At 43.3% G+C, this 13,238-nt stretch carries 9 protein-coding genes; 7 read left to right on the top strand and 2 right to left on the bottom strand.

Features of this window, described 5'->3' with window-relative positions; all coding sequences use genetic code 11:
• Positions 1 to 49 precede the first annotated feature (49 nt).
• The 7 genes from JEZ96_RS06990 (at position 50) to panP (ending at position 8,537) form a co-directional block, all read left to right on the top strand.
• Positions 50 to 655, top strand: coding sequence for a hypothetical protein (locus JEZ96_RS06990; protein WP_025007503.1), 606 nt, complete (start codon positions 50 to 52; stop codon positions 653 to 655).
• A 50-nt stretch (positions 656 to 705) separates the two neighbouring features.
• A complete protein-coding gene (locus JEZ96_RS06985) occupies positions 706 to 1,374 on the top strand; it encodes a uracil-DNA glycosylase family protein (protein WP_061782743.1) in 669 nt (222 codons plus the stop codon).
• An 8-nt stretch (positions 1,375 to 1,382) separates the two neighbouring features.
• On the top strand, positions 1,383 to 2,624 hold the full coding sequence (locus JEZ96_RS06980; protein ID WP_128090115.1) for a sugar diacid recognition domain-containing protein: 1,242 nt from the start codon (positions 1,383 to 1,385) through the stop codon (positions 2,622 to 2,624).
• Positions 2,625 to 2,748: 124 nt separating this feature from the next.
• Positions 2,749 to 3,756: a catalase family peroxidase gene (locus JEZ96_RS06975; protein WP_061782724.1), complete on the top strand. Its 1,008-nt coding sequence runs from the start codon at positions 2,749 to 2,751 to the stop codon at positions 3,754 to 3,756.
• Positions 3,757 to 4,051: 295 nt separating this feature from the next.
• Positions 4,052 to 5,410 carry a GntP family permease gene (locus tag JEZ96_RS06970; protein ID WP_011919060.1) on the top strand — a complete coding sequence of 453 codons (1,359 nt, stop codon included), beginning with the start codon at positions 4,052 to 4,054 and terminating at the stop codon, positions 5,408 to 5,410.
• A 59-nt stretch (positions 5,411 to 5,469) separates the two neighbouring features.
• Positions 5,470 to 6,654, top strand: a complete 1,185-nt coding sequence (locus JEZ96_RS06965; RefSeq protein WP_025007501.1) for a glycerate kinase — start codon at positions 5,470 to 5,472, stop codon at positions 6,652 to 6,654.
• A gap of 233 nt (positions 6,655 to 6,887) precedes the next feature.
• Positions 6,888 to 8,537: a pyridoxal-dependent aspartate 1-decarboxylase PanP gene (gene panP, locus JEZ96_RS06960; protein WP_025007500.1), complete on the top strand. Its 1,650-nt coding sequence runs from the start codon at positions 6,888 to 6,890 to the stop codon at positions 8,535 to 8,537.
• Positions 8,538 to 8,938: 401 nt separating this feature from the next.
• Here the strand turns inward: panP and JEZ96_RS06955 are convergent, their stop codons facing one another.
• Both JEZ96_RS06955 and JEZ96_RS06950 read right to left on the bottom strand, forming a co-directional pair.
• Entirely contained in the window at positions 8,939 to 11,041 is a 2,103-nt protein-coding gene (locus JEZ96_RS06955; RefSeq protein ID WP_025007498.1) for a P-loop NTPase fold protein, read from the bottom strand.
• 1,066 nt (positions 11,042 to 12,107) lie between these two features.
• Positions 12,108 to 13,040, bottom strand: coding sequence for a type 2 periplasmic-binding domain-containing protein (locus JEZ96_RS06950; protein WP_229781403.1), 933 nt, complete (start codon positions 13,038 to 13,040; stop codon positions 12,108 to 12,110).
• Between the last annotated feature and the right edge of the window lie 198 nt (positions 13,041 to 13,238).

Here is a 13,238-nt window from a genome sequence, read left to right as displayed (position 1 = left end):
CTCACTTTAGCGGATCTTAATTCAATCTTTTGGTTAATCGTTTGAGCCCATGCAAATTAAGTCTTCCATCTTCCCACATCAATGGTTGTCATCATTGCTCACGTTATTGTGCCTAAGCCTGCTACCCTTACCCGCTTCAGCCTTTGACGCCTCTGGCGGTATTGCCAGTATTTTTATCATTTTAGGATTAGGTGGTTTTACCTTACTTAACTTATTTTTACAGGGGTTATTCTTTTGGGCTGGTAAGTATCGTAGCAAGCGTTTTACCTATGGTCATGTCTTAAGCGCATCGCTTATCCCCATTATTAGCCTAGTACTGGCCCTTTATGATCATCGAGGATGGAGCGACTTTGCCCTTAACTTTGGCATTATTTGTGTTGGCACGGGCTTAATATTACTGCCATTACAACTGAATAAAATTGATAAAGTCACCAACCGCAATGCTGACTGGATTTTAAGTATCGGCGCACTCATTCTCTTTTTATTAAGTTATTTAATCCCGCCTTTGTGTTTTTTTACGCTTGTCGTTGCCCATATTTGCCTTGCATCTACGCCAAGTAAAATGCCTAAACTCTTAAGCTATCTTGGTTTAGCACTAGGTTACACACTATTGATTTATTGGCTCTATCAAACAGTTATTATGCTGCAACACTAATGAAAATAGCCTCTCAAGGTGCATGTACAAGTATGCCAAGTTCAGCATCCATGACATCTTTATTAGCAAAGATAAGGGCATGCAATCAGTGCCAAGCCCATTTGCCCTTAGCAGCTAAACCCATATTACAAGCAAGTCGCCAAGCGCGAATTTTAATTGCAGGCCAAGCACCGGGGATTAAAACCCACGATAAAGGCATCCCGTTCGACGATGCTAGCGGTGAGCGGCTACGCTCTTGGTTAAATGTCACTCGGGAGCAATTTTACAATCCAGCCCTTTTTGCCATCATTCCTATGGGATTTTGTTTCCCTGGCAGTATTGAAAGAAACGGTAAGAAGCAAGGTGATAAACCACCCCGCCCCGAATGCGCCGCCACTTGGCATCCTCAATTATTAGCATTAATGCCACAAATTGAGCTGATAGTGATCCTAGGGCAATATGCCATCGATTATCATCTTCCCCGCGAACTTTTTACCGAATCTACCACGCCACTGGATAGACTAGATACGGCAACGCACACACCTCGCAAACTCAAACAAAAGTCTATCACAGTGACGCAAGCAACTGAGCAATGGCAACAATGTTGGCCAACGTATATTGTGTTACCTCACCCTAGCCCACGTAATAACCGTTGGCTTAAGCAACATCCTGAGTTTGAAACAGATCAGTTACCGAGATTAAGAGCACGTGTTTTATCCCTATTACAGCAGCAAGACTAGGCCCTTTTATGTATCTTCTCGATTCAGCCATAGCCAAACAAATTGTCAGTCGCACCATGAAAATCATTGGTCACAATATCAATGTGATGAATGGCCAAGGGATGATATTAGGCTCAGGGGATCCTAAGCGAATAGGTTCCATCCACGAAGGTGCACTATTGGCAATTGCCCAAAATCGCAATGTCGAGATAAGCCAAGAGGTCGCAGCAAGTCTGCATGGTGTCAAACCCGGTATCAATTTACCTTTGCATTATCAAGGACAAATTATAGGTGTTGTCGGTATAACAGGCGATCCTAACGAGCTAACCCATTACGGCGAATTACTCAAAATGACCGCCGAAATGATTGTTGAGCAAGCCAACCTGCAAGATAAACTGCAATGGGAAAATCGCCAAAGAGAAGAGTTTATCCTGCAGCTTATCAAAGCAGAAACCGATGATAGGCAGTTACATCGCTGGGCAAAACAACTTGATATTGATATGAGTATGCCAAGAGTCGCGGCTATCATAGAGATCAGTGAGAAAAGTACGCCAATAAAAATACCGAAACGGCCCTCAGATCCCCTTGCCATTGACTTAGCGGATACCCTTCAAGTGAATGCTACTGATGATCGTAACCACAGGGTCGGTGAAACCCTTAAGCAAGTGTTGTATTTACTGCAATACCCCGATCGTGGCAACTTAATAGCTATGACCTCCATGTCGCAGCTTGTGATTTTAAAACCCGCTTTTTTAGATGGAAAACAGTGGGATCCAGAGCTTGAGAATCAACGTATAGATCGATTGCTCCAGCGCTTACCCGCGCAGATGAACCTTAATTTTAAAATCGCCCTAGGCCACTTTTTTCCCGAAAACGGCGGTATTGCACGCTCCTATCAAACGGCATTGGAAACCTTAGCACAGGGTAAACAACTCAACCCAGAAGGGAATAAATACCTGTTCGAAGATTATTCACTGCAAGTACTGCTTTCAGGGCTTAAATATGACTGGCGTGGCCAAGCACTGGCAATGCCTTATCAACAACTTGCAAAAGCGGATAAAAACGGTCAATTACGTAAAACCTTAGCCGCCTATATCACCCACTTCGGTGATGCCCAGCAATGTGCTAACACCTTATTTATTCACCGTAATACCCTAAGGTATCGCCTCGATAAAATTCAACAAATCACCCAAGCCGATATTCAATCCTTACATGGATTGCTAAGCCTGTATCTCGGGCAGCTTATTGATTCTTCAAAAAACACGGGGTAATCCGTAAAACTAAAATAGGCTAAGCCTGTAAGTAAAAATAATGGGGCGATTGAAAGATTTATACCGTATTTCCTTTCTTATTGGGTCAGAGCTATCCGGACTCAATTTATAGAAAGGAATGACCATGAACCCGAACTCACTCACGTTACTTGTCAAAGCGAGCATTATTGCAGGTTTTACCTTGATTTCACCGATACTCAGTGCTGCTGAAAAAACCATTCCTGAATTAGTCGATGCCGTCAATGGTACACCCGATGCCGCCAGTCGAGCGGCGGGAAAAGCAGTAAAGCTGCGTAATCATGCGAAAGGATTTTGTACATCAGGCACTTTTAAGCCAGATCCACAATTGCAAAAAACCTTAGATATTCCTTTCTTTCAGCAAGAGGCGATTAAAGTTACCGCACGCTTTTCCCTTGGAGGAACAAATCCACAGATTTCCGATAAAACTCCTGGACGCTTTCTTTCCCTCAAAATTGATGGTGAAAAGGAAAATCTCAATTTTGTGACGACTAACGTCCCAGTGTTTTTTGCCAGTAATCTTGAGGATTTTTTTACCTTTCAGACCAAGGTGAAACAAGGCGCCGAAGGTCGGCAGTGGCTTATCGATAATCAGCCCGATGCTAAAGCCTTTTTCGACTATTTAAAACAATTGCCACCCAGCCCAAGTTTTGCCAATAGCCGTTATTTTGGTGTAAACAGTTTTCTGTTTAGCGCGCAAAAAGATGGTGCTCAACAAGGTGAAACGGTCGCGGGTAAGTGGATTTTTGAACCCGTGGCAGGTACTGCCGCCCTCAGTGCCAAAGAGCTTTCGGATCTCAGTGATGATTTTTTAAAAGCTGAATTACTCGAGCGCATTAAAACCCAACCAGCACAATGGAACCTCTATATTCAACTTGCCGAAGCGGGCGATGAGATTAATGACCCAACCGTGATCTGGCCTGAGACTCGCCAGCGCTTGTTGGTCGGCCAAGTGATAATTAATGGTGAAAGAGACAGCGATCCCCAAGTGATGCAATGCGATAAAGGCATATTTAACCCGCTGTTATTACCCAAGGGAATTACCGCGTCGGCCGATCCTATACTCAATGCCCGTACTGCCGCTTATGTTGAGTCATTTATTCGCAGGCAATAACCTCAGCCACTCAATCCCACATTAATCCCCATTGTTAGCACGACAATGGGGATTAAATCATAAGCGACAACATTTAAGCGGTTCTCTTTATATTCATCCCACCATTTTTGTGCGCACGCACAAAAATGGGGCGGGATAACTCGGTAATTCCGTGGGTTTAACCAAAGCTATTCAAATATGCCTGCACAATAATAGGATGACCTTAAAGCACCCCGGATTTGGACTCATGCCCAAATCAGAGATGCACCCTACAATATCAGTCAAAACCTCAGCCAAGAACTGAACGGGACAAACTATGAACTTAGTGCTTATTCTTATCGGCGTGATCGCATTTATTGTTATCGCGACCTCAAAATTTAAATTACACCCCTTTTTAACCTTAATCCTCGCGGCCTTTATTGCGGCTTTTGCCTATGGATTACCCAGCGGAGAAATCGCCAAAACCATCACGACGGGTTTTGGTAACATTTTAGGCTATATAGGCTTAGTGATTGTTTTAGGAACAATTATTGGCATTATTCTCGAAAAAAGCGGCGCGGCGATTACCATGGCCGATGTGGTTATTAAAGTATTAGGTAAACGCTTTCCGACATTAACCATGTCGATTATCGGTTATCTGGTGTCGATTCCGGTCTTTTGTGACTCGGGTTTTGTCATTTTAAACGCGTTAAAGCAATCGATGGCTAACCGTATGAAGGTTTCAAGCGTGTCGATGAGTGTTGCCTTAGCCACAGGTTTATATGCAACCCACACTTTTGTCCCACCGACACCAGGCCCTATCGCAGCAGCCGGTAACTTAGGCTTAGAATCAAATTTAGGCTTAGTGATTGGCGTCGGGTTATTTGTTGCAGCGGTAGCATCACTCGCAGGGATGTGGTGGGCAAACCGTTTTGCTGGCGTTGAGCCAGATGGTGAAGGCGCAGATGAGCTAAAAGCACAATTAGAAGATTATGAATCACTGAAACAAAGCTATGGCGCGCTACCTAGTCCACTAAAGGCCTTCGCACCTATTTTTGTGCCTATCCTGTTAATTTGTTTAGGCTCTATTGCTAACTTCCCTTCTGCACCATTAGGCAAAGAAACCCTGTTTGATGTGCTAGTGTTCCTCGGTCAACCCGTTAATGCGCTGCTTATTGGTCTGTTTTTATCCTTAACGCTATTAAAAAGCGAAAATAAAATCAGTGAATTTAGCGAACGTATTAGCCAAGGACTTGTCACCGCAGCCCCGATTATTTTAATCACGGGAGCCGGCGGCGCCTTTGGTGCTGTGTTAAAAGTTACCCCTATTGGTGACTTTTTAGGTACTTCACTATCAGCCCTTGGGGTCGGTATCTTTATGCCCTTTATCGTCGCCGCGGCACTGAAATCGGCGCAGGGTTCATCTACTGTGGCGTTAGTGGCAACTTCTGCCTTGGTTGCACCTATGCTTGGCGATATTGGTCTTGGCAGCGAGATGGGCCGAGTACTGACGGTCATGGCGATTGGTGCAGGTGCGATGACGGTTTCCCACGCCAATGACAGCTTTTTCTGGGTTGTCACTCAATTTAGTCGTATGAGCGTTAAGCAAGCCTATAAAGCCCAAACCATGGCAACCCTAATTCAAGGCGTCACCGCCATGATTACCGTTTATATTCTAAGCCTAGTGCTACTCTAATCTAGCGCTAATCTCATCCTTGGGCGCGTGACTGCGCCCAAAAAGCTGTAGGATTTTTAATGAAGATAGTTATCGCCCCCGATTCATTTAAAGAAAGCTTAAGTGCACTCGATGTCGCCAACGCTATAGAGCAAGGCATTAAACAGGTGATCCCCGAATGTGACATAGTCAAAATCCCCGTTGCCGATGGCGGCGAAGGCACAGTGCAATCTATGGTCGATGCCACTGGCGGCAGTATTGTTAATCTTGAGGTCATGGGGCCACTTGGACATAAAGTTCAGGCTTACTATGGCATTCTCGGTAATGGTTCAAATAGTCACCCGCATAATAAGCCCCATCAAGGCGCGATTGCGGTGATTGAAATGGCCTCTGCCTCTGGGCTACACCATGTGCCAAGGGAGCTTCGTAACCCTCTCATCACCACAAGTTATGGTACGGGCGAGCTGATTTGTGATGCGCTTAATCGGGGGATAAAGCATATCATCTTAGGGCTAGGCGGCAGTGCCACTAACGATGGAGGCGCGGGTATGGCTCAGGCGCTGGATATTCTATTGCTGGATAGCCAAGGTAAAAGCCTCCCTGCTGGCGGCGCTGCGCTGGCCAATCTAGCCAGTATTGATATGACCAACGCCCATCCATTACTCCGTGAATGTACCTTTGAAGTCGCCTGCGATGTAGATAACCCCCTGTGCGGTGAACGGGGTGCTTCGGCGATTTTTGGCCCACAAAAAGGCGCGACACCTGAAATGGTTAAACAGTTAGATGCAGCCCTTGCCCACTATGCCAATGTGTTTGCAACCACAGCCACAGAGGATCACCGTGAACAAGCTGGCGCAGGTGCGGCGGGCGGCATGGGATTTGGTGTAATGGCCTTTTTAGATGCAGAACTGAAACCCGGTGTTGAAATTGTGATGAAAACCGTAGGCCTTGCTGACAAAATCCGCGGTGCCGATTTAGTGATCACAGGCGAAGGCCGCATCGATGGACAAACCATTTTTGGCAAAACCCCAATGGGGGTTTTAAAACAGGCCAAACTTCAAGGGATCCCAACGATTGGTATTGCTGGCTGCCTAGGGGAAAATGCCAATGCCGTTCTAGAGCAAGGAATGTCAGCGATTTTTCCTATCATCCCGCACTTAAGTCCGCTTGATGATGTACTGGCAAATGCCAAACTAAATCTTTCTAATACTGCACGTAATATCGCCTCAGTGATTGTGTTAGGCCAAGGCATTCCAAGGGGTTAACTCAGAGACCAGAAGAACTTATTGATCACAGCTTCAAGGCGTCACAATGGCGCCTTATCCATTTAACCCCTGAAGCATCGTCTGTATTTATTACTTGATGCCTAAAAGACCTTGCAGTAAAGTGAGCTCCCTTTTTGGTAATCCGTTAGATTGAATTTAAGAGTCCTAGGTTTCATTGTCCTCTTTGGAAGAATTGACGGTTTCACTATAAAAATTAATAGACGGCACGCCCCATGACCCAAAAACTCCCTCGTCAAGCCACGGCATCTGAAGAAAGCCTAATGCGTATATTTACCGTGCCCGAAGATGCAGAATCGACGCTAAGTATTATCGAGCAGAAGCTTTCCGAGGATTTAGCAGGCTTTTTGGGTGACAGCATTGCCGCGCTCGAAAAACCTTTGTCGGAAATCGAAACCGATTTTCAAGCCTTTAAGATCCCAACTCAGCCACGTTTTGTCTCCGATTACACCGATGAAATTATGCGAAATCTGGTGGCGCATTCGGTACACACAGCGGCACCGAGTTTTATCGGTCATATGACATCGGCCCTGCCTTACTTTGTGTTGCCCCTGTCGAAAATGATGGTAGGTCTGAATCAAAATCTGGTCAAAATCGAAACGTCTAAGGCTTTTACGCCCCTTGAGCGCCAAGTGCTCGGCATGATGCACCACTTAATTTATGCCCAAGACACGGATTTTTATCAAAGCTGGATGCACAGTGCGAATCATTCCCTCGGGGCATTTTGCTCAGGCGGTACGGTTGCCAATATCACGGCGCTGTGGATTGCCCGTAACCAATTATTAAAGGCAGATGGTGAGTTTAAAGGTGTTACCCGCGAAGGGTTACTCAAGGCGCTGCGCCATTATGGCTATGATGATTTAGCGATTTTGGTCTCGGAACGCGGCCATTATTCCCTAGGTAAAGCCGTGGATCTGCTCGGTATTGGTCGCGACAATATCATCAGCATTCCGACGGATAGCCACAATAAAGTCGATATCGCGAAAATGCGCGAAGCGGCGCTTGAACTTGCCCGTAAAAATATCAAGGTATTGGCCATTGTTGGCGTGGCTGGTACAACCGAAACTGGTAATGTCGACCCGCTGATTGAGTTAGCTGCGCTGGCAAAAGAGCTAAATTGCCATTTCCATGTAGATGCAGCGTGGGGCGGCGCGAGTTTATTATCCAATAAATACCGCCACTTACTCGCAGGTATCGAACTTGCCGATTCGGTGACTATCGATGCCCACAAGCAAATGTATGTGCCTATGGGCGCAGGTATGGTGTTATTTAAAAACCCCGAGTTTGCCCACGCCATTGCCCATCATGCCGAATATATTTTGCGCCGCGGTTCAAAGGATTTAGGTAGCCAAACCTTAGAAGGCTCGCGCCCCGGCATGGCGATGTTAGTGCACGCTTGCTTACAGATCATCGGCCTCGATGGTTATGAAATCTTAATCAATAACAGCATTGAAAAAGCCCGTTATTTTGCCGAACAAATCAAAGCCCATAGGGATTTTGAGCTAGTTACTGAGCCAGAACTTTGCCTACTAACCTATCGTTATGTGCCCGCCAAGGTGCAAGCCGCGATACAAGTGGCCATTGAGCAAGGTGACACTGCAAAACTTGCCCGCTTTAATGAACTGCTCGATGGGCTGACCCAGTTTATTCAAAAGCACCAGCGCGAACAGGGCAAATCCTTTGTCTCCCGCACCCGCATCTCCCCCGCCCGCTATTTTAGACAAGCGACCGTGGTGTTTCGCGTGGTGTTAGCCAACCCCCTCACCAGCCATGAAATTCTAAATCAAGTGCTAGTCGAGCAAAGCGAAATCGCCGCATTAGATAAAGAGTTTTTACCAGCACTAATGGCGATGGTGGCTGAATAGCAAGTTTGGGATGATGAGTTTCAAATAGCGGCTTTCAGATAAAAAGTTTCTAATAGCAAAACAGCCGCAAAGATTTTTGCGGCTGTTTTGCTACGCGACACGAAATTAGTGCAACGTTAAGGCCAAGAGAAAAGCTTTAGCAACCCTTCTAAGATTAAGCACTTATGCATCACCGCTGGTACGACGAATTCAATTGCTTCCGTGACACGCCGTGAAGCCGTCCATGGCGGCTCTACGATGACATCCATGTCATCGAAGGTCACGTCCACAGTTGACTTCGCCTTGGTTAATTTCTGTGTAATCTGTGGCATTTAGAAGCACAAATGCACGAGCATTTGACGGTTATGTTCCCAGCAGAAGAGTGACACTTTTCATATCAATATGGATTAACTCGAGGCTATTCACATTTCACGCACATATTTTTTTTGCTCCTCTGAACCTATTTTTTCAGTAAACAAAGAGTATTGCGCTTCGTGAATACTATTTTCCAAAGCTTGATATTCAGCAGTGAATTTCGGTAAATTACTTTCTCCTTCTTTCACTATGGTTATTACATCTTGGTCCCGTAACTCATAATCAGGAACTTGCTCTAACAGTATTCGTTTTAAATAATCAATATCAGAGTTTGTACAGCCGACAGACTGCTTATGATCATGAGTGGAATCTAGTTTTAATTTTCCACTGTGTTCTCTCTTGACATCAAGCATTTCCTGAAGATAATTAAAAATAATTTCACCTTTTAAATCATCACCTTGAGTGACAAGCGAGTTATCTTGGTTGTTTTTACTTATCTGAGCAATTTCACGCAATACACTTCCCAAATCATCTTTATTATTTTTAATTTTAGATTCTAAATAAGCATCGGCTCTGCAGTACCGCTCAAAATAAGTTGGGTTCGTTTCTCTGAGTGCTGCAACCATAATTAAAGAATGAAAATTTATCTCTCCCATTAATTTAGTAGGCTGCCATGCTTGGTCAACTCTGCGCAGTATTTTCTTTAACTGACGAGACGAATTGATAATGGCATTGATCTGATCTAGTTTCAGCCTTTCATGAGTAGCCCCATATTCATAAAAAGTAATAACTCTTTCTGTTTCTTTAGCATTGTCAATACTGATTTTAATGAAGCTAGCAAGTGTTATCCTAAAGTTTATTTTCGCTATATCTTCTCTGTAATCTGTCGCTTTTGAGATTATTTCTGCAGCAAAAGGCTTTTCATAACCCGTAGCAACAATGAAGTTAACTTGCTTTAGCTTTCTATCCTTCAATCTATCCAGTAGCGCTGCGATAGCATTTAAACGTTTTTTACTTTCTTCATCTGTGCCGCGATCTACGTCCTGTAGAGTAATAAGTAATTTATGGTTGGTGGCTTTAAGGACATCATTAAGTCGTTGGAAGTTCTTTTCTGGGTCAACTGGCCCAGCTAATAATGTAGAAGTAAACTGCAACCAGCTGCCGCCTGATTTTAAGGCTTCTGTGTAATGCTTTGGTAAAGCACGAAAGGCACACATATCGATGTGCTGACTGATGTCATCAATGATATTGCTAAGTACTATATGGGCGACACTGCCGCTTGCTGCCCCCCATGTTGATATATCACTGTGTATCCATATTCCATCTCTTTCAGAACTTTTAGCCAACTCATTTGCAATGCTGTCAACGATGCTGCTTTTACCACAACCATAAGGCCCGCACAGTGCTATGTGCTGAGCTTGAGCTAAATCGTGTTTATCGCTATGTCGAAGCCGCTCGGTAATACGCTTGGCGTAAACCTGTAATTCAGGTCCTAGTTGTTCTGTGCACGTTATGATTGAATCGTCTTTAAACCAAGCCCTAAAGTCTTCTAAATTATTAAAATCATTGCCAGAATAACTCTTCACAGTGTATTCTTTGATAGATGCTAATTTAACGCCATTGCTAGATCTCACAATTAAAACAGCGATGATAATATAAAGTAAAATAAATATCGTAATAAGCGGCCATGGGATTTGATAATAGCCAGAGATGGCCAGTAGCGTTGCTAAAAACAGGCATAAAACCATCCACAGTTTAACACCTACCATTTTTGATGTTCCCTGCCCCTCTTGAAACAAAATAAAAAATGCACAGGACAACAAGCAAATATGAAAATACTTCAAACTAAGAAAAAGCCGTTCATCATCCAGCAAATAATTTCTGTAATTGGTGCTATTGAGAATATAAATTAGCAAGGCTGTTAATGAAAGCCATACGGCTACTGTGAGTGGCGGATATTTCCAGCTGAAGGCAATGCTGCGGTTGGCATGGGAGATGTAAAAGTTATCAAGCAGTAGCTTTATGGCAATCCCAGCTATAAATGCAAAGCTATAATGGATAAAAGGGTCAGCGTGTAAAATACTACTCCAGCTTAGATATGCTTTTTGTACAAAACTTACATTGCTTAAAAATACAGTGATAGTTGTCGCAGTTATTGCGCAAAATAAAAGTGATATCCAACGCTGTAATGGAATTGGGAGATACTGCATCAATTTAATATCCTTATCAATAATTTACATAGCCAGTTTACACTGGCTATGTAAATAGCAACAGTACAGACATAACTTTTATCGCTTACATGACGACCAAACAACAATACACATCATCCTCTCGGAGTTGCCGCAGAGCGAATGGCAAACTGCGTGAGTCTTGGCATAGATCCACAAAGAGAAAGATGGGACATAACTCTTTTGAGTTTAACAGCCGACACCTAGACCACAGAGCCACTCACTCCTGCGAAGTTGCTGAAAAAGACAAGAAAAAGACAGGACAGGTTTGAATCTTTTGGAATTAACAGTTAACTCCGAAGTAACAGAATACACTTCCCCCTCGGAGTTGCCGCAGGGCATTTGCGTTCGTTGCGTGAGCGAGGTATGGATGCCGAGATAGCGTCAGTCGAATCAGGGACGAGCGTCTGACGCGGTAGCATAAGGACGCTAAATGCCCAAGGGGCTTTCAACTCCGTTAGGGGCGTCTTGGAGCCTCCAAGGAGGATAGGACGAGCAGTCCTCCTTGGTCGGGTGTGGGGTGAAGCCCCACGACGTTGACTTTACTTTTAAATAATTTAACCCGCTTAGGTGTTCTAATAAGTTAACCAATCCCAAATCACCGCTATAAAACTTCCCTCGGAAAGCTACCTTCAGATTTATCCCAACCACCCATGTCATCGTACTCATCTGAAAAAGAAAGAAAAAAGACAGTGTAAGAATATCCACACACCTCTAAGATTAAAGATGGAAGAAATTCCTATAAATATCAGCTTAAAAATGGAAGGTTATAGAGAAAAATATGTACAGGCATGGGGTTTATTTATGATTAATGGTATTTACAATCAACTACATATGGATAAGTAAATTACTCGTAAATTTTATTATTTACTGAAAAATTACTTCAACTAGCAAAAATATTGTTGAAACCTTGCAAGCTGATGTAAGGAATATTATGGGCGCTAGGCCGAGTTAGAAAATGTTTAGCTTGAGGGTATTTATGTTGCTACTGATATCGTATATTGGGAGAGTTTTTTTAGATGTAGTGGATTATATACCGGCGTGATATTCAGTTGATACCTCGATATTTTTCACACAATACCGAAAAATCATCTTTTGGATTAAGTAAAAAATCCTTACCTACAATTGAAGTGATTTCTGATTCTAAGATTAATGGATTATCAATTTTAAAAATCCGTCTTTCATTCAACTTACTTTTTAACAGAAATTCACAGTGACGCTGATAAAATAATTTATCAAACTGACCACTCGCAATAATTCTTTTAAGACCGACTTGTATTCTCTGGGCTAACCGAGGCTGATTAGGAGACACATAATAATAGGTAGCCAGCGGTATATGTAGCAGGATATTGTCATCCACAATGAAATCTGGATAACGTTGCTTGAACAACTCAACCTCTTGAAAAGCTTCATTAACCCCTCGGCCAAATGTCACAAAGCGCCCCATAGATAACATATTGAATAAATTGTCATACTGAGTACTTTCTATCACGTTGAAACCTGCTTGTTGCATTGCTACTTTAGTAGACCATTGACTACCTGAACCTGTATCTAAAGACGTTAACTGTGCCAATGTGTTTATATTGGCTAAAATAGATAAATTCTCCTTTTTAATAATAAAAATTCTGAATCCCTGAATCCCTTTACGAATAGGGATTTTTATCGGGATAAGTTGTTCATCCCACAGCGAATTTGAGGCTTCTGCCATCACATTGACAATTTGCCCATCGACTAATGACCTAAAAATGCGATTTCGACTCATAACTACATCAGACACTTGCAGCGATGCATCCCCAAAATCAGCTTGAGTGGCCTCAATAATTAATGTTAAGAGATCATAGGTATATTCATATCGATGGTCATTTTCAGATTCGGGATGGTTGATAATAAAAACATCAACAGCATAAGAAATCGGAGTATATACACATATTCCCCAAATAAGCAGTTTAACTAATATACCTATTCTCAATGAATTAATCATAGATAAGCTCTGTGCGCTAGATAACATTCCTTTTATGCACCTCCATTATAGTAGATGGATTGCTAACCTACCCGATGGGAGAAAATACAGCAGGTAAATGGATCGTTTATTACGTGCAGTAATATAAGTATCAACTGAATTAAGGGGGGGATAAATCGCACCTTTATCGATAGGGTTTGATGATATGATTGCTCGTCC

The organism is Shewanella putrefaciens (genome assembly GCF_016406325.1).
Lineage (GTDB): Bacteria > Pseudomonadota > Gammaproteobacteria > Enterobacterales > Shewanellaceae > Shewanella > Shewanella putrefaciens.
This window is presented reverse-complemented; position numbering and strand designations above follow the sequence as displayed.